The organism is Enterococcus sp. DIV2449a (assembly GCF_051711225.1).
GTDB lineage: Bacteria > Bacillota > Bacilli > Lactobacillales > Enterococcaceae > Enterococcus_D > Enterococcus_D casseliflavus.
Window position 1 is genome coordinate 688,726 of record NZ_JBIOME010000001.1, and the last position, 17,296, is coordinate 706,021.

At 43.3% G+C, this 17,296-nt stretch carries 16 protein-coding genes; 14 read left to right on the forward strand and 2 right to left on the reverse strand.

The window, feature by feature from the left end; genetic code table 11:
• Window positions 1–85: 85 nt before the first annotated feature.
• The 4 genes from IGI76_RS03285 (at window position 86) to IGI76_RS03300 (ending at window position 3,067) form a co-directional block, all read left to right on the forward strand.
• A complete protein-coding gene (locus IGI76_RS03285; protein WP_333718980.1) occupies window positions 86–742 on the forward strand; it encodes an HAD family hydrolase in 657 nt (218 codons plus the stop codon).
• A 578-nt stretch (window positions 743–1,320) separates the two neighbouring features.
• Window positions 1,321–1,704 carry a DUF7006 family protein gene (locus IGI76_RS03290; RefSeq protein ID WP_010747547.1) on the forward strand — a complete coding sequence of 128 codons (384 nt, stop codon included), beginning with the start codon at window positions 1,321–1,323 and terminating at the stop codon, window positions 1,702–1,704.
• 239 nt (window positions 1,705–1,943) lie between these two features.
• Complete coding sequence (locus tag IGI76_RS03295; protein WP_128432704.1) at window positions 1,944–2,786, forward strand: Cof-type HAD-IIB family hydrolase; 843 nt, start codon at window positions 1,944–1,946, stop codon at window positions 2,784–2,786.
• 116 nt (window positions 2,787–2,902) lie between these two features.
• Window positions 2,903–3,067: a hypothetical protein gene (locus IGI76_RS03300; protein WP_201705794.1), complete on the forward strand. Its 165-nt coding sequence runs from the start codon at window positions 2,903–2,905 to the stop codon at window positions 3,065–3,067.
• Window positions 3,068–3,224: 157 nt separating this feature from the next.
• Here the strand turns inward: IGI76_RS03300 and IGI76_RS03305 are convergent, their stop codons facing one another.
• Entirely contained in the window at window positions 3,225–3,863 is a 639-nt protein-coding gene (locus tag IGI76_RS03305; protein ID WP_333718981.1) for a CPBP family glutamic-type intramembrane protease, read from the reverse strand.
• A gap of 513 nt (window positions 3,864–4,376) precedes the next feature.
• Between IGI76_RS03305 and hisG the strand changes: the two genes are divergently transcribed.
• The 8 genes from hisG to hisIE all read left to right on the forward strand — a co-directional run bounded on the left by hisG (window position 4,377) and on the right by hisIE (window position 11,689).
• On the forward strand, window positions 4,377–5,936 hold the full coding sequence (gene hisG, locus IGI76_RS03310) for an ATP phosphoribosyltransferase (protein WP_201691528.1): 1,560 nt from the start codon (window positions 4,377–4,379) through the stop codon (window positions 5,934–5,936).
• Entirely contained in the window at window positions 5,933–7,213 is a 1,281-nt protein-coding gene (hisD, locus tag IGI76_RS03315) for a histidinol dehydrogenase (protein ID WP_016610474.1), read from the forward strand. The genes hisG and hisD overlap by 4 nt, the downstream gene beginning before the upstream one ends.
• Window positions 7,210–8,268: a histidinol-phosphate transaminase gene (hisC, locus tag IGI76_RS03320; RefSeq protein WP_201691530.1), complete on the forward strand. Its 1,059-nt coding sequence runs from the start codon at window positions 7,210–7,212 to the stop codon at window positions 8,266–8,268. The genes hisD and hisC overlap by 4 nt, the downstream gene beginning before the upstream one ends.
• Window positions 8,265–8,858: an imidazoleglycerol-phosphate dehydratase HisB gene (hisB, locus tag IGI76_RS03325; RefSeq protein ID WP_005225202.1), complete on the forward strand. Its 594-nt coding sequence runs from the start codon at window positions 8,265–8,267 to the stop codon at window positions 8,856–8,858. The genes hisC and hisB overlap by 4 nt, the downstream gene beginning before the upstream one ends.
• Before the next feature lie 65 nt (window positions 8,859–8,923).
• Window positions 8,924–9,547: an imidazole glycerol phosphate synthase subunit HisH gene (gene hisH, locus IGI76_RS03330; protein WP_015509106.1), complete on the forward strand. Its 624-nt coding sequence runs from the start codon at window positions 8,924–8,926 to the stop codon at window positions 9,545–9,547.
• Window positions 9,544–10,263 carry a 1-(5-phosphoribosyl)-5-[(5-phosphoribosylamino)methylideneamino]imidazole-4-carboxamide isomerase gene (gene hisA / locus IGI76_RS03335; RefSeq protein ID WP_015509107.1) on the forward strand — a complete coding sequence of 240 codons (720 nt, stop codon included), beginning with the start codon at window positions 9,544–9,546 and terminating at the stop codon, window positions 10,261–10,263. Before hisH ends, hisA begins: the two co-directional genes overlap by 4 nt.
• Window positions 10,260–11,018 (forward strand): imidazole glycerol phosphate synthase subunit HisF, encoded by a 759-nt coding sequence (gene hisF / locus IGI76_RS03340; protein ID WP_201691532.1) that lies wholly within the window; start codon window positions 10,260–10,262, stop codon window positions 11,016–11,018. Before hisA ends, hisF begins: the two co-directional genes overlap by 4 nt.
• A 38-nt stretch (window positions 11,019–11,056) precedes the next feature.
• On the forward strand, window positions 11,057–11,689 hold the full coding sequence (hisIE, locus tag IGI76_RS03345; RefSeq protein WP_128432695.1) for a bifunctional phosphoribosyl-AMP cyclohydrolase/phosphoribosyl-ATP diphosphatase HisIE: 633 nt from the start codon (window positions 11,057–11,059) through the stop codon (window positions 11,687–11,689).
• A 131-nt stretch (window positions 11,690–11,820) separates the two neighbouring features.
• Here hisIE and IGI76_RS03350 read toward each other — a convergent pair whose 3' ends face one another.
• Window positions 11,821–12,270 (reverse strand): DUF305 domain-containing protein, encoded by a 450-nt coding sequence (locus IGI76_RS03350; protein WP_005225207.1) that lies wholly within the window; start codon window positions 12,268–12,270, stop codon window positions 11,821–11,823.
• Between the two features lie 809 nt (window positions 12,271–13,079).
• On the opposite strand from IGI76_RS03350, the gene IGI76_RS03355 reads away from it, so the two are divergent.
• Both IGI76_RS03355 and IGI76_RS03360 read left to right on the forward strand, forming a co-directional pair.
• Entirely contained in the window at window positions 13,080–13,553 is a 474-nt protein-coding gene (locus IGI76_RS03355; RefSeq protein ID WP_010747557.1) for a DUF1456 family protein, read from the forward strand.
• 393 nt (window positions 13,554–13,946) lie between these two features.
• Complete coding sequence (locus tag IGI76_RS03360) at window positions 13,947–17,231, forward strand: MucBP domain-containing protein (RefSeq protein ID WP_438781045.1); 3,285 nt, start codon at window positions 13,947–13,949, stop codon at window positions 17,229–17,231.
• Window positions 17,232–17,296 lie beyond the last annotated feature (65 nt).

Here is a 17,296-nt window from a genome sequence, read left to right on the forward strand (position 1 = left end):
TAATCAGTAATGGAAAGAAATACTGGGTAAATGAAAAAAGCATTTGTAGAAAATTGATGGAATACCTTTTGGAGGAGGAAATATCGTGAAGCAGGTTGAATGTGTGATATTTGATTTAGATGGAACTTTATTGGATTCAAAAGAATGTAGTGTGAAGGCGACAAAAGCAGCTTTTAAAGAGATGGGACTCAAAGTACCCAGTGAAGTAGTCATTGAACATTATATGGGGATACCGATCGAAGAATCATTTTTTAAAATGTCTGAACAGCCATTAGATCAAGAAACCGCAGCGGAATTGATTCGGATTTTCCGAGCCTATTACCAAACCTATGAAGAAAGTACCTTGAAAGTATTTCCAGAAATTCCCCATGTCTTAGAAATCTTAAACAAACGAAAGGTTCCTTGTTTCGTCGTTTCAAGTAAGAAGACAGCAGTCGTCAAACGAAACCTAGCTGCTCAGGACCTTGTGGCGTTCTTTGAAGAAATCATCGGCTCTGATGCGGTGACCCACTACAAGCCTCATCCCGAAGGAATCAATAAAGTCGTGGCATACTATCAATTTGACCCGACAAAGACGATCATGATAGGAGATGCTATTTTTGATATCCAGATGGGAAAAGCCGCGGGTGTCAAAACGATCGCCGTTACGTGGGGCAGCCACGATCCGAAAAAGCTTTCTGAAGAAAACCCAGATGCTTTGGTAGACGCGCCACGTGAGATTTTAGATTTTCTATATGCATGATCCTTTTTTGTGCTCACAGTGTAAGAGGACGTTTTAGCCTCGCTTATATCTTGGCATGATCGAAAAAGAAAGGACAGATTGTCCTTTTACAAAATGTAAATTGAGAACTTTGACCAATGATCGAAACCAGCGATCATTGGTTTTTTGTGCTGTCGTGAGAATGAAGGCGCCACAGCATTGGTTAAAAGCATTCATTTCCATTCGTTCTTTTGGTTGATCGTGTAATCATCGGAAAATCACTGCAAATAAATTCCTTTTGATCTTTCTTCTTAGATAAAGCAATGCGGGTACGCTGGATTTTTCTCTCTTATTCCTCTGCTAGAGCAAAAAGGAATTATAAGCTTGGAGAAACAAAAAACTATAATGAGAGTAACTGATTTCCTTAGATCATGCATTGGAGGTGAGCGCAGAAAGGGATGCCACCCAAGGATTTCATGTGATTTGAAATACTAGAAGATAAAGCCTTTGTTTTATGTGAAGGGATGTAGGGGCGATTAACGAAGAAGGAAATCATTACGATTAAATGAGGGATCAATGCTATCATTGAAGAAAAGCCATGGATGGAAAGGAGTGATTCTGTGTTATCAGAAAAAATAAATGACCCGAAGGATTATCTGTCTTATTCAAAGGAAGTATTGTTAAGCGCTGGGGTACTGACAGCCTATCCAAAACTTTTTACTTATTATCAGGAACTTTGTGTTGACTTCGAAGACATTTACTATGATCGAACAAAGAACTTATTTGATACCTTTCGAGCGCTTCTGGCTGTGGACGCACAGATCCAAATTCTACTGGAACTTGTGACCAATACCAAAACTGACCTATGTCAAGAGCTGGGGATGAAGGAAGAGGAAATTATCAGTATGATCAAGCATGACAAACGGTACTATTATCGCGAACTTACGGGTCATGCAACTAACCAACTACCTAAATGGGGGTTGATTTATTTAAGTGAGGAGTAAGCTACGCAAAGGATAAGTCACCTTAAAAGTGATCAAATGAAAGCCATTTGACGATCATCAAGGATAAAGGGCATCGAGAAAAAACGAGAGCGTGTTTATGTATGAGTCAGTAAAATAGTCTAGCGAGGTTATCTTGTGATTTGTTATACTAATAGCAAGCGGCTGATGGTGACATCTTGGATTCAGCAAATATGTTCATGTGAGCGCTTTATTGATTGGGTTAGGAAAGAGGGAATGAAATGACGAAGAAAATTGTCTTTTTAGATGTAGATGGAACATTGTGCGATGATGCGGGAAACGTACCTGAAAGTGCTCGCCAAGCGATCACAGCGGCACATAAGAAGGGGCATGAATTTTTCTTGTGTACGGGTCGTTCAAAAGCCGAAATCACAGAAGATGTACTGGCACTGCCTTTAAGTGGAATGATTGGTGCCGGCGGCGGTTATTGCGAGGTGCACGATGAGGTGATTTTGCACAAAGTTTTTGAAAAGGAAGCCTTATTAAGACTGATCGATTTCTTAAAAGCAAACCAAATCGAGTATTACTTGGAATCGAATCAAGGATTATTTGCAAGTACCAATTTACGAAATCGGTTGAGTGAGATCGTCTTAGCAGGTGAGCCTGTTGAAAGTGAAGCAGGAAAACAACGTGTTCAAACTATTCAGTGGTTCCTTGATTTATTGATCGAGGACGAAGCGAAAATCGATTACGATGACGTGAACAAAGTTTCCTTCATCAATCATTCCATTCCTTATGAACAGGTTCATGACCAATACCACGAACAATTCCAAATGATTCGCAGTACAGTTCCTGTTTTTGGCAAAGACAGTGGCGAGATCGGCATCAAGAATATCCACAAGAAAACAGCCATCGATTTTCTCTTGAACCATCTAGGGATCGATAACAAAGATACCTTGGCGTTTGGTGACGGCCATAATGATGTCGAAATGTTTGAAGCCGTTGCGACAGGAATTGCGATGGGCAATGCCTGTGAACAGCTATTGGCAGTAGCTGACGAGGTGACGGCTCGACCAGAAGACGGCGGGATTGCGCAAGCACTCCAAAAGCACGGTCTGGTGTAACCACTAAGAAGCAGATGTCTGCACAATTCTTTTGTTTCCTAGAGGAATTGATCAGGAGTTGAGCGACGTTGTTAAAGTGACCTGTAAAACCAACGATTGACAAGGAGGCTGGGTAAATGAAGGAATCGACCTTTTTTTGTTATCTTGAACAAGCTTTGAAAAACCTGAAGGCGACAGAAGCCCTGCGTTTTAATATCGAAGGCGAAGTCAAGCGGCTGATGAAGGTGTACAGTGAAGCAGAAATTTGTGAGAAAGTAAAAGAGGATCCCTTTAAAAAGTAAGGACATTTTCTTATGAAACACAGCGAATAGAACAAACACCCAACCTCGTGAAAGGCACAAAAGCGATCAATGCTTCCTTTCAGGGAGGAATACTCAGGTAACTAGTTGTTGTATCAAAAAAGACTGATTTCAATTGAATCAGTCTTTTTCGTTTTTCTCAAGCAGTCAGATAAGCCACTAAAATAGCAAACAGGTCGAACAAGACATGTGTGCCCCAACTAGTCAGGATCGAGTTGCTCTTGATGGCAGCTTGGTTAAATAGCAAGCGCGCCACCCCTTGAATGAAAAGAATATGGACCAAGGTATGGAAAACATTGCCGTTGTCATAAGTGCTGTAATGAACCAAGCCAAAGATGATTGCGGAAAGGATGCTGGCAACTGGCAAGGTACATTTACTAGAAAAAATCGCTAAAAAGAAGATGGAAAAGAGTTCTTCTCCAAGTAACATGATTGGAATAACTAGCAGAGTCAACCACTGAAAGCCTTCGTTCACTGGATTTCCGTGAAGATCCCACTTTAATCCGTATTGCAAAACGAGAGAAACGAGAAAGCTGATCAGGATGTTTAGAAAAAAATACTTGCTGATCGTCTTCACTGGTGCGATGGGTTTTCCGAAGAGCTGCTTGACTGCTTCTTTACCGTAAACCAGCCGTAATGCCCAATAGCTGGCAATCGATAATGAGAAGATGCTGACGATGGCAGGGGCATACAAAAGACCGACCAAACCGATACCTGCGAGGACTGTTCCTAGTAAAGCGTGGTTCCATGAGATTTGTTTTCCTATAAGTTTGTTCATTTACTTTTCTCTCCTTATTAAGCTATAGAGCATGTACTATTTAGCTGTTTTCTCTGATTCTTCTGCTGTGTGCTTTTTGTGCCGTAATATAAGCGATAAGTACAACAATGAACGTTTTGGGTGATTTTCATATCATCGCTTCATTTGCGCCAATTCTTTGTACGGTACAAAGGATAGAGTAATCGATAACGAGTTTCTGAAACAAGATGGTCGTATATTTCGGACTTTTTTATGGTTGTGCAACTAAGTGATGGCGGATGCACAAGTACTAAGTTACTTCATTAAGAAAGGAAAACTGACTTCCAGATTCGATGGAATAATCGTCAACAAAGAAACGACATCGCTATGTTCTCTTGAAATCGACTAAAAATTCCAGAATATTTCGAAAAATACCATTGCTTATTTATGGCAAAACCATTAGTATTATTAGAAAAACTGATGGTGAATCGATGATAAAGCGAGCCTTTAGCAGTGAGAAAGCCGAATCAGTAGCATGAAATAGGAGTGATAAGTGTGGAAGAGTTATGGAATGTATTAAAACCAGCCGAACAAGTCGAACTGAAATTAAGAAAATTGTATACGCAGCATCATTTTTCACCTTATCACTCGAACAATTTTGAAGAGTATCGCAACTATCAGCAAAGTGATCAGTTCTTGCGTGGTTCTTCCATCATCACGTTTACAGGCACGGATGGCAGGACGATGGCGCTAAAACCCGATGTCACCTTGTCGATTGCCAAAAATACACCTTCTGGAGAAGCGCGCAGAGTGTATTATGTGGAAGATGTCTATCGACAGGATCGTCAAGCAGGGGAATACCAAAAGATCGATCAAATCGGTTTGGAGCTCATTGACCAAATCACATGGGAAGATCAACTGGAGGTTGTAAAACTGGCTTGGGAAAGTTTGGCTCAGGTGGGAAAAGGGACCTTGGATCTGTCTCATATGGGGATTTTGGATGGCATCTGCCAACGCTTCCCCGAAGCGGATCGACAAAAGGTACTGCACTGCCTGCGGGACAAGAGTTCCCATGGCATGGATGCACTGACTGAAAAGGCTGGCTTGTCAGCAACAGAAGCTGAAAAATTGGCGAAACTGGTACGTTTGTCAGGTGATTTTGAAACCAAGTATCAAAAAGCCAAAGAGCTGCTGGCAGAGTATCCCCAAGCACAAGCTGGTTTAGCAGAACTAAAACAACTGTATCAAGCATTGCAAAAAGAACAACTGTCAGCCTCCATTCGGATAAGGCTGGATTTTTCAATTTTAAATGATGCCGATTATTACAGTGGCTTGCTGTTTCAAGGATTCATCGAAGAAGCAAGAGAGACGATTTTATATGGCGGCCGTTATGATCGCTTGATGAGTCGGCAAGGCAAAGAGCAAGGGGCGATCGGGTTTGGTATGAAGCTCAACCATGTAGGGAAAAAGGTGTCGACTGACAACGAAAGTTCAGGCTATTTGAACATAGCGCTACCTAAAGGCCGCATGGGGGATGCCGTATACGATTTATTCACGAAAGCTGGAGTCGCTGCGCAAGGCGTCTTCAAAGACAATCGCCAACTAATTTTTTGTGATGAAGAAAACAAGCTGCGCTTTTTCTTAGTCAAGCCGAGCGATGTGGCGATCTATGTGGAGCACGGAGTGGCGGATATCGGTGTCGTAGGCAAAGATATTTTAATGGAAAGCAAGGCAGAAGTCATCGAATTTCTTGATTTGCATATGGGGGTCTGCCGTTTGGCAGTAGCTGCGCGTAAGGATTTCGAGGAAGATTTCTCCCGACCGCTGCGGGTCTCCACAAAATATCCGCAGATCACCCGCCAGTTTTATCAAGGGTTAGGTCGCTCGGTGGAATTGATCCAACTGCATGGATCCATTGAATTGGCTCCTTTGTTAGGTCTCTCCGATGTGATCGTTGATATCGTCGAAACGGGGACGACACTAAAAGAAAATGATTTAGAAGTGATCCAAGACATCGCGCCGTCTTCAGCGCGTTTAGTGATCAACCACGCCACGTGGCGTTTCAAGCAAGAACGCATTCAAACAGTGATTGAGAAGGTGAGGGAGCAATTATGAGAATTTTTTCGACCCAAAAAGATACGATCGAAACGATTGTGGCAAGGAAACAGTCGGAAACGAAGGATGTTTCAACCGTTGTCGCCCAAATCATTGCCCGTGTTCAGCAGCAAGGAGATCAGGCGTTGTTTCAATTAATTGAAGAAATCGATCAAGTGACCTTGTCTTCCTTAACCGTCAGTCTTGAGGAGGTTGAAACGGCTGTCCAAGCCGTCTCCCCTGAGCTGCTTGAGGTGATGGAACAGGCGAAGGAAAACATTTTGGCATTTCATCAAAAGCAAGTCCAGCAAGGCTTTGTCTTGACGAAGGAAAATGGCGTTGTGATGGGACAGCGGGTCTTGCCACTAGCAAAAGTCGGGGTCTACGTTCCTGGCGGCACAGCAGCTTATCCTAGTACGGTTTTGATGGATGTCCTGCCCGCAAAAATCGCCGGGGTCAAAAAAATCGTTATGATCACACCGACGGACAGCCAAGGAAAAGTTCCAGCTGCTATCTTAGCGGCAGCTTCCGTTGCTGGAGTGGATGAAATCTACAAAGTCGGGGGTGCCCATGGCGTAGCGGCATTGGCTTATGGGACAGAAACGATTCCCAAAGTCGACAAAATCGTGGGACCAGGAAATATTTATGTCGCCACAGCGAAAAAAATGGTGTACGGCGAAGTTGATATCGATATGATCGCAGGGCCCAGCGATGTGCTGATCATCGCCGATGCCAGCGCAAATCCTCGCTGGCTGGCAGCGGATCTTTTGGCACAAGCCGAGCATGATATCTTAGCGCAAGCCATCTTAGTCACAACAGAAGCAGCCTTGATTGAACAAGTCCAAGTAGAGCTTGACTTGCAGCTGAAGGAACTGCCCCGAAAAGACATTGCTGCTGCGGCGCTTGAATCTAGCGGAAAGCTGATCCTAGTCAATGATTTGTCCGAAGCACTTACCATTGCCAATCAAATCGCCCCTGAACATCTTGAATTAGCAGTGGCAGATCCTTTTGCTTTGTTGGGACAAGTAGAAAATGCGGGCAGTGTCTTTTTAGGACATCATACACCAGAAGTGCTGGGAGATTATTTTGCTGGACCAAATCATACCCTACCAACAGAAGGGACCGCCTGTTTTTACTCACCGTTATCAGTGGATGATTTTATTAAGAAAAGCAGCTACTTGTATTACCCAGAAGCAGCCATGAAGGCGGCTGGTCCAGCCGTAGCATTGTTCGCAGAAACCGAAGACTTGATCGGCCATGCCCGTTCGATCAATGTACGAAGAGAGGGAGAAAAATGACCTTTTTACATCAAAAGTATCACAAGCTGACTCCTTATACACCAGGGGAACAAGTAGACGAGCAAGCCGTTATTAAACTGAACACCAATGAAAGTCCTTATCCGCCAGCGCCAAGTGTTCAAGCAGCGGTTGCCGATGCCGCCCACAAGCTGAATCGTTACTCGGATATTGCTGCTGAAGTGGTGACAACCCCTCTGGCTGCTTATCTTGGCGTTACACCAGCCCAGCTGTTTCTCGGTAATGGCAGTGACGAAGTCTTGTCCTATCTCTTTCAAGGCTTCACGGAAAACGGCATCGCCTTTCCCGATGTGACCTATGGGTTTTATCAAGTGTATAGTGCCTTGTACCAAGTCGCTGCCACCGTTGTTCCGCTGCAAGAAGATTTCTCGATTGCGTTAACGGACTACGATTCGCTCAAAGGGACCGTTATTTTTGCCAATCCCAATGCGCCGACTGGGATTTATCAAGAACAAAGCGAAATTTGTGCCTTTCTAAAACGGCATCCCGATCGCTTAGTGATTGTCGATGAGGCCTATATCGATTTTGGCGGCTCTTCAATGGTTTCTTTGATCGATCAATACCCAAATCTCTTGGTTGTGGGGACGTTTTCAAAATCTCGGCAGCTGGCAGGGGCACGCCTAGGCTTTGCGGTTGCCAATGAAAGACTGATCCAAGACTTGAATCGGTTGAAATTTAGCTTGAATCCTTACAATGTCAATAGTTTGACCCAAGCCGCAGGTGCAGCCGTTTTGCAGGAACAAGCGTATGTCGATGAGAAGATCCAAGCAACGATCCACGTGCGTGAGTGGAGCAAGCAAGCCCTAGCGAAGCTCGGCTTTGAGCAGACCGACAGCCAAGGAAATTTTTTGTTTGCAAGGCACCCTGCGATTGCTGGTGAAGAGTTGTATCAGGCACTGAAAGAGCAGAAAATCTTCGTCCGCTGGTTTAATCAGCCCCGCATCAAAGAGTATTTGCGAATCACGGTAGGAACGAGGGCCCAGATGGAACGATTGATGACGGTGTTAACAACGATCATAGAAGAGGTGAAGGAATGAGAAAAGCAGAAGTTACCCGCAATACGACTGAAACCAAGATCCACCTGCAGTTGACGATCGATGGTACTGGTCAGCAATCAATCAAGACTGGTGTGGGGTTTTTAGACCACATGCTGGAATTATTTGTCCGCCACGGTCGCTTTGATTTGACGTTGGTCTGTGATGGCGATACAGAAGTAGATGCCCATCACACAACAGAAGACGTTGCCATCGCCATTGGCCGAGCGTTTTCAGAAAGTCTTGGGGAGCGACGAGGCATCAAACGTTATGGCAGTATGCTGCTGCCGATGGACGAAGCCTTAGTCATGACAGCGATCGATATCAGCGGTCGTGGCATGGCAGTCGTAGAGTTGGCGATACCGAGCGAAAAAATCGGGCAGCAGTTTGATACAGAATTGGTTGAAGAATTTTTCATTGCTTTTGCCCGTGAATTAGGTGCTACGATCCATCTCCATCAAATCGCTGGGAAAAACAGCCACCACATTGTGGAAGCTTGTTTTAAAGGCTTTGGGCGTGCCTTAGGTGAAGCAGTAGCGATCAATCAAGCAGCCCCAGATGAGATCCCTTCAACCAAAGGGACGATCCAGTGAGTCATGAGGGAAAAATGATTACGTATCTTCCACACAGATGGATGAGATAAGGAAAGGGGCGTATTATGTTAGCAATCATCGACTATGGGGTCGGCAATTTGTTCAGCTTGTCTCGTTCGCTGGATTATTTGGGGGTTGACTGCCGAATCACGCGTTCACTAGCAGAATTAAAAGCTGCCGACCGCATTCTTTTACCTGGCGTAGGCGCTTTTGGCGATGCCCGCCAAAAGTTGGCAGAGTTGTCGCTGATCGAACCGATCCAAGAATTGGCAGCAGCTGGCAAACCCTTTTTAGGCATTTGTTTAGGGATGCAGCTGTTGTTTGATAGTAGTGAGGAGTTTGGCACACATGCGGGGCTCGGTTTGATTCCAGGACGGATCGTTTCCATGCAAAGCGCCTTTGAAGAAGCCAAACTGAATCTGAAAGTGCCGCAGATTGGTTGGAATCGGCTGACTGTCAGAAAGGAAAGTCCTCTAGTCAGCGGACTAGGGGAACAAGACTTTGTCTACTATGTCCACAGTTATTTTGCTACTGATTGCCAAGAGTATGTCATAGCAGACAGTGACTATGGTCTAGCAATTCCCGGTATCGTGCAAAAAGACAATGTCTTCGGTACTCAGTTCCACCCAGAAAAAAGTGGGGCTGTCGGGTTGAAGATTTTAAAAGCATTTACGGAGGTGCCGCTATGAAAATTTTTCCAGCAATTGATCTGTTAGATCAAAAAGTGGTCCGTTTGTACCAAGGAGACTATGAGCAAAAAGAAGTGTTTGGGGATGATCCAGTGGCATTTGCTCGTTCATTTGAAGAAGAAGGTGCCAACTATCTGCACCTCGTCGACTTAGATGGTGCCAAAGCTGGCAAACTCCATTACTTTGATGTCGCAAAAAAAATCGTCCAGCAAACCAATCTGTTTGTCGAAGTTGGCGGCGGGATTCGTGAGGAAGAAACGATCCAGCATTGTTTGGCAGCAGGCGTTCATCGGGTGATCCTCGGCACGATTGCCCAGAAAGACCCAGCATTCACAAAAGCGATGCTCAAGAAATACGGTAATAAGATCGCGATTGGGGTCGATGCCAAGGAAGAAAAAGTGGCCGTGGAAGGCTGGCTCGAGAAAACGGCAACAGACGCGTTTACTTTTTGCCAACAATTGGTGGAATGGGGCGCGCAAACGATCATCTTTACCGAAATCTCGCGTGACGGTACAGGAGAAGGCATCAATCTGCCCTTATACGAAAAACTCAATCAATTAGATTGCGACATCGTGGCTTCTGGCGGCGTGGCTTCATTGGCAGATATCAAAGGATTAAAACAGTTGGGCATCTCTGGCGTGATCGTTGGGAAATCCTTATATAACGGCAGTCTCCAATTGGCGGATGTCTTAGCAGCAGGGGAGGCAGAAGCATGATCGCCAAACGAATCATTCCTTGCCTTGATGTGCGAGATGGGCGAGTCGTGAAAGGGGTCAATTTTGCTGGCTTAAAAGATGTCAATGATCCAGTGACTTTGGCGCGCTTTTACAATGAACAAGGCGCCGATGAGCTGGTTTTTTATGACATTACTGCTTCTGTAGAAGAACGCGGCTTATTCACGGACATTTTGCAGCGCGTGGCGTCAGAAGTGTTTATTCCTTTGACGGTGGGCGGTGGCATCAATCAAGTAGCAGATTTTGAACGAGTCTTAAACTGTGGCGCCGACAAAGTCAGCGTCAATTCGGGGGCGCTTCGCAGACCAGAGTTGATTGCAGAAGGCGCGAAACGCTATGGCAGCCAGTGTGTTGTTTTATCCGTTGATGTTCGCCGTGTCGGTGAGAACTGGCATGTGTTTGCCAAAGGCGGACGGGAAGATACAGGTTTAGAAGCATTGGCATGGATTCGCCAAGCTGAGCAGTTAGGTGCTGGTGAACTAGTCATCAACAGCATGGATACGGATGGCGTGAAGCAGGGGTTTGATCTCGATTTGCTGAAAGCTGTCAGCGAAATCACCAAATTACCGATCGTCGCATCGGGTGGTGCTGGCAAAAGTGCCGATTTTATCGAGCTGTTTCAATTGCCAAATATTGAAGCAGGGCTGGCGGCCTCGATTTTTCACTATGGCGAGGTGAAAATCCCAGAACTGAAAAAACAATTACAGGCCGTCGATATTCCCGTACGAAACGTATAGCGTTGGCGTTTTGATAGGCAATAGAAGGAGTGGATAACATGGTGCAAGTACGATTTGATGAACAAGGATTGGTTCCAGTGATCGTGCAGGATGTGGAAACAAATGAAGTTTTGACCTTGGCTTATATGAACCAAGAAAGTTTGACCTTGACCTTGAAGGACCGATTGATGACCTTTTATTCCCGCAGTCGCCAAGAATTGTGGCGCAAAGGAGAAACCAGCGGCAATTACCAGCATTTAGTATCATTGACCGCAGATTGCGATCAAGATGCCTTAGTCGCCAAAGTAAAAAAAGACGGACCTGCTTGCCATACAGGCACAGAAAGCTGCTTTACAGAGGTGCTTTATGGTACAGAATCCTCTCCGACCATCGATGCGTTGTATGAGCTGATTAAAGGTCGTAAAGATACGCCGCAAGAAGGCAGCTATACCAGCTACTTGTTTGAAAGAGGTAGTGAGAAAATCTTAAAAAAAATTGGCGAGGAAGCAACCGAGGTCGTGATTGGGGCGATGAAGGAAGACCGCCAAGAAACCGTTTATGAGATTGCTGATTTGGCGTATCATACATTGGTTTTAATGGCAGAAATGGGGATTGATTTAGCGGCTATTCGCCAAGAGCTTGCCAAGCGTCATGTTGTGGATAAGAAAGTCAAACAAGAACGGATGCAATAACGGTCAGGTTTTTTCAGTAGAAAGAAAGCAACTGACGATAAAAAAAGAAGCCCTTCAGCCATTGCTTGAAGGGCTTCGCATCCGTGCGATAAAGTTGATCTGCTGGTACTTTGAGTGAGCACACAAACTGGCTATTTGTTTTCCAACTCTTCGATCAATTCTTTCATTTCTTTGATTTCTTTTTCCTGTGCGTCAATGATTTTTTCTGCAAGTTCTTTTACTCTTGGATCAGACAAATCGGCATTTTTACTGGTTAGAATCGCAATCGAATGATGGGGAATCATGGCTTTCATCCAGGCCGTATCTCCCACGGCGGTTTGGCTTCTGACCATAAATAGTGAACCAAAAAAAAGTACAACACTGACAACTAAAATTCCGATATTCATTTTCTTGTTGTCATACATCTTCCACATAAATAACAGCATGATGATCGCCATCATCGCGCCCATCATAAGTGCCATAAACAGGCGGGTTTGGCTGAAAAAGATATGATCGAGGGCGTAGACATTGAAATACATCATACAAAACATAATCACCGTCGATACCCCAATCATTACCAAAAATTTCCCGTATTTCTTCATTTCTTTCCTCTCCTTTTTGTTTTTGCTACACGAAATAAAACAATAAAATCAACCAAAAGGGTCAAGAACACGTGCCTTGCTTTTGATTATTTTATTGTTAAGCAAAAAATTTTCTCGTTAAATTAAGTATAGCGGATAAGAAGAGTTTAGAAAAATAATACACTTAAGCAGGTTCCTTTTAGAGATGAGGAAACGATGACCAAGCGTGCATCCTGTCATCCATATAGAGGCAACGATCGGCTAAGCCCCCCATTTTTAAAAGAAGATTGAAAATCAGGGTATTTTAAGCAGTAAATGAAAAAGGACGAAAATACGCCCTTCCTAAAAGAAATCAAACTCGCTTATTTCTTTTTTCTTTTGTTCGTTGAATAGATACTAAGCACAAGGGCTATTCCTATACATAGAATCAACACAAATGTCATTTTTCCCCTCCTAGTTCTTTGTCCTGAAAAGCGAAAATCATACATTTTTTGTTCCTTCAGTGTTCGATTGCTTTATGAGGAAAGAAGGATAAAGCAGACCTACTTTTATCATCGGTAATGATCGGCAGTAGAAAATACTCGAATGATTTTCCTAATCTATGTACCATGTTACAGTGAAGAAGACAGATGATGGCGACAGAAACTGTTTTGGTCGTTACTGATTGTGTCGTGAATCAGTACAAGTGACTTTCACATGAGAGCAAACGGGTGTTGTCTAAGCGTTGGACAATTGATTTTCTAGCAATCCCAAGCAAAGGAATTCAAAAATGATGGTTCTTAAGCATTTTTATTTGTTATAATCAACCTAAGAAATGGATGGTGTATAGAATGAATCACAATGATCGCTTGACGCGTTTACGCTATGCTTTGGATATCAAGGATACCGACATGGTGAAAATTTTTGAACTTGGCGGCGCTTCTTTCACAAAAGAAGAAGTAAGACAATTATTGAAGAAAAAAGATCCTGAGACCTACGAGATTGAGTGTACCAATGAAGCCTTTGAGCGTTTCTTAAATGGTTTGATTCGCTCGCAACGAGGAACAAAGCCAGATGCTGCAGAACCTGTCTTAGAGTTGAACAATGGCAATGTAAATAATTTGATGCTGAAGAAAATAAAAATCGCCCTTTCCCTAACAACAGATGAAATGCTGGACATTTTCGAGCAAGCGGGAGTCAAAGTTTCAAAAGGTGAATTAGGCGCCATTTTACGAAAAGAAGGCCATCGCAATTACAAACCATGTTTAGACAAATATGCCCGCAACTTTTTAAAAGGATTGACGATCGAGTATCGGGATAACTAATAAAAAATCAATAATAGGCTGAACTTACAATGGGCCGCCCAAAGAGATGCATGTTATGTGTCTCTTTTTTTGTGTAAATTCAAAAAAACAATGTAAATCAGTGATTATAACGCTAACTGAGGCCAAGCTTGGAGCATGAAGGAGCAGGTGAAGTGAACGATCTGTATGCTTGAATAACCTGTTCGTTAAAACCTGACAAGTTTGGTCATTTCTGATACAAATGTTGACGTGTTCAGAATGATGAACCATGTAATACTATCAAAATGAACAGGGGTATCCTGTGTCTAAAAGTTGTAATTAACAAGTCGTCACCATCATCAGAAGGGGAAGTTTGTCGATAGGTGAAAGATAGGAAAGCGTATCGTATTTAAACGAATATAAAAGGAGAATGTTATGAAAAGGAAATTTTGGGGCTATTTGTCATTGGCGATCTTGTTAAGTCAGCCTGTGTTGGCACCTTTGGCACAAGTTATGGCTGAGGAACAGGAAACCATTCCATCAAACAAAGAAATAACGACATTAGGAACATTAGAAAAAGTGGAGGAGACTACTGAAACAGTCGATTCTTCTCATATAAAAGAAGAAATCAACGGTGACACCACAAGTAACTCAGAATCGCAAGAAGTGGTTAATGATGATGAGAAAAGTGGCTCGACGGAAAGTACAGAAAAAACCCTCCCTGATTCAAGTAAAGACACAGCTAGCTCGGCAACTGAATCATCAGCGGAAATGAAAGAGGCATCTAATCGCAGCGTTTCATTAGACGCTTGGATGCCAGATAAGAATTTGCAAAATGAGGTAGCGAAAGGGCTAAACAAAACAGTTGATACGATCACTCAAGAAGATATGGTGAATCTAAAACAGTTAGATTTTTCTTCTTTAGTCAAAGACACAGTAGTCGATTTTACTGGTTTAGAATACGCAAGCAACTTGCAGGCGTTATATACGACGTCTATTATTGCTACGAATGTTCCCAAAATCACTATGGCGGAAAACGCAACATTGTTTACCCGTCCTAATGTACTAGCACACATTCTTCCAAAAGGATCTTTTTCAAATATCCACATAGGAAATTATGATGCCTATTTGACAGCCCAAGAATTAATTGGGGTTGGTCAATATCTTAGTGGATGGGTAACAGATTATCTGACGGTCTATGCAAGTAGCATGACGGATTTTTCTAAGTTAGAGCTATCTCCAGAACACCATCAAAATTCCCAACTATCTATTATGACTCAGGAGAAAATACTATTAGAGCCAATGCTAGTAAAAGATGGCCAATCTGATGTTCTTTATAAAGACCGTATGATGGTTGATACCCAAGGAAATGCGTTGCTCTCTTCTTTGTCCAACAAAAAGTATTCTTATTCGATTCGGGGGATAGATAAAAATGGCTATAGCTTTCCCTTATATGAAAATGATGGGTTTGAACTGACTGAAGAAGGAATTCAATTTAAAAATATTCCCGCCAATGTTGACTATTTGTCAATCACTTCTCTTGTTCCTAATCGTTTATCCACCGAGAGAGCTGCTAGTACAGGTACCATTCAATATTTAGTGAATTATCAAGTACCTGTGAAGTATGTGAATACTGCAGAAGATGTTACGGTCAAATATCTTGACGAAAACGGACAGACGCTTGCACCGAATGTCACTTTATCAGGGTATGTAGGCGACCCCTTTACTACGGAAGAAAAGGATATCTCGGGCTATACACTGAAAGAGATTCAAGGGGATAAGATAGGGACCTTCAGTGATACCGCGCAAGAAGTCGTTTATGTCTATGAACGAAGTAATGCAGCGCCAGTGACGGTCAAGTATGAAGATACAGAAGGGAATCAACTATCTGCACCGACAGTATTGAGTGGGAAAGTAGGGTTACCCTATACAAGTGAAGCCGAAACAATCAATGGCTGGTACGTTTCTCAAACACCAACTAACGCCAACGGGACTTACAGCGAAACGGCACAAGAAGTCGTTTATGTTTATGAACGTAGCGATGCAGCGCCAGTTACCGTGAAATATGAAGATACAGAAGGCAATGAATTGGCAACACCAACCGTAATGAATGGTAAAGTAGGGTTACCCTATACAAGTGAAGCTAAAGCAATCAACGGCTGGTACGTTTCTCAAACACCAACTAATGCCAACGGGACATACAGCGAAACGGCACAAGAAGTCGTCTATGTCTATGAGCGTAGCGATGCAGCGCCAGTGACGGTCAAGTATGAAGATACAGAAGGCAATGAATTGGCAGTACCAACCGTAATGAATGGCAAAGTAGGTTTACCCTATACGAGTGAAGCTAAAGCAATCAACGGCTGGTACGTACCCCAAATGCCAGAAAACGCCAATGGGACTTACAGTGAAAGTGCCCAAGAAGTAATTTATGTCTATGAACGTAGCGATGCAGCGCCAGTGACGGTCAAGTATGAAGATACAGAAGGCAATGAATTGGCAGTACCAACCGTAATGAATGGCAAAGTAGGTTTACCCTATACGAGTGAAGCTAAAGCAATCAACGGCTGGTACGTACCCCAAATGCCAGAAAACGCCAATGGGACTTACAGTGAAAGTGCCCAAGAAGTAATTTATGTCTATGAACGTAGCGATGCAGCGCCAGTGACGGTCAAGTATGAAGATACAGAAGGCAATGAATTGGCAGCACCAACCGTAATGAATGGCAAAGTAGGGTTACCCTATACAAGTGAAGCTAAGGCAATCAACGGCTGGTACGTTTCTCAAACACCAACTAATGCCAACGGGACTTACAGCGAAACGGCACAAGAAGTGGTTTATGTCTATGAACGTAGTGATGCAGCGCCAGTGACTGTGAAGTACGAAGATACAGAAGGCAATCAACTATCCGCCCCGACAGTATTGAATGGCAAAATAGGTCTGCCATATGAAAGTGAAGTCAAAACGATCCCAGGCTGGTACGTTTCTCAAACACCAACTAACGCCAACGGGACATACAGCGAAACAGCTCAAGAAGTCGTCTATGTCTATGAACGTAGCGATGCAGCGCCAGTTACCGTGAAGTATGAAGATAAAGAAGGGAATCAACTATCCGCCCCGACGGTATTGAGTGGCAAAATAGGGTTACCATATACAAGTGAAGCCAAAACGATCCCAGGCTGGTACGTTTCTCAAACACCAACTAACGCTAACGGGACTTATAGTGAAAATGCGCAAGAAGTTACCTATGTCTATGAACGTAGTGATGCAGCACTGGTTATCGTAAGATATGAAGACATGGAAGGAAATCAATTAGCTGAACCAACGATCCTTAGTGGAAAAGTTGGCTTGTCTTATGAAAGCAACGCCAAAGAAATATCTGGCTGGCGGGTTTCAAAGACGCCTAAAAATGCAAAAGGTACCTTCAGTGATGCCGTCCAAGAAGTTATTTATGTTTACAGTGCTGATAAAGAGAATGAACCGGGAGAAGATTCAGGAAAAGATACACCAGAATCAGAAAACATGACGCCGGAAGAAGAGAACGGGAATAGCTCAGGAAATAACAGCAAGCAAACAAACACACAAACCAAATCAAAAAATAAGTTGCCTGCAACAGGAGAACAACTTACAGGTCAACGAATCATGGGCTTTTTGGGAGTCATCACTGTTCTGTTTTCTTTCGTAGTAATTTTGAGACGAAAAAGAAAAACTGAAAATTAAAAGCTTTTCAATAGAGAGGAAAGAGTATCCAGAATTGATTGTTTTCTGGATACTCTTTGTTTAAC

Excerpts from the sequence above, each read along its gene's own strand:
- IGI76_RS03295 (WP_128432704.1), top strand. The coding sequence starts at position 1,944 with ATGACGAAGAAAATTGTCTTTTTAGATGTAGATGGAACATTGTGCGAT.
- IGI76_RS03300 (WP_201705794.1), top strand. The coding sequence starts at position 2,903 with ATGAAGGAATCGACCTTTTTTTGTTATCTTGAACAAGCTTTGAAAAAC.
- IGI76_RS03305 (WP_333718981.1), bottom strand. The coding sequence starts at position 3,863 with ATGAACAAACTTATAGGAAAACAAATCTCATGGAACCACGCTTTACTA.
- hisD (WP_016610474.1), top strand. The coding sequence starts at position 5,933 with ATGAGAATTTTTTCGACCCAAAAAGATACGATCGAAACGATTGTGGCA.
- hisC (WP_201691530.1), top strand. The coding sequence starts at position 7,210 with ATGACCTTTTTACATCAAAAGTATCACAAGCTGACTCCTTATACACCA.
- hisB (WP_005225202.1), top strand. The coding sequence starts at position 8,265 with ATGAGAAAAGCAGAAGTTACCCGCAATACGACTGAAACCAAGATCCAC.
- hisH (WP_015509106.1), top strand. The coding sequence starts at position 8,924 with ATGTTAGCAATCATCGACTATGGGGTCGGCAATTTGTTCAGCTTGTCT.
- hisA (WP_015509107.1), top strand. The coding sequence starts at position 9,544 with ATGAAAATTTTTCCAGCAATTGATCTGTTAGATCAAAAAGTGGTCCGT.
- hisF (WP_201691532.1), top strand. The coding sequence starts at position 10,260 with ATGATCGCCAAACGAATCATTCCTTGCCTTGATGTGCGAGATGGGCGA.
- hisIE (WP_128432695.1), top strand. The coding sequence starts at position 11,057 with ATGGTGCAAGTACGATTTGATGAACAAGGATTGGTTCCAGTGATCGTG.
- IGI76_RS03350 (WP_005225207.1), bottom strand. The coding sequence starts at position 12,270 with ATGAAGAAATACGGGAAATTTTTGGTAATGATTGGGGTATCGACGGTG.
- IGI76_RS03355 (WP_010747557.1), top strand. The coding sequence starts at position 13,080 with ATGAATCACAATGATCGCTTGACGCGTTTACGCTATGCTTTGGATATC.
- IGI76_RS03360 (WP_438781045.1), top strand. The coding sequence starts at position 13,947 with ATGAAAAGGAAATTTTGGGGCTATTTGTCATTGGCGATCTTGTTAAGT.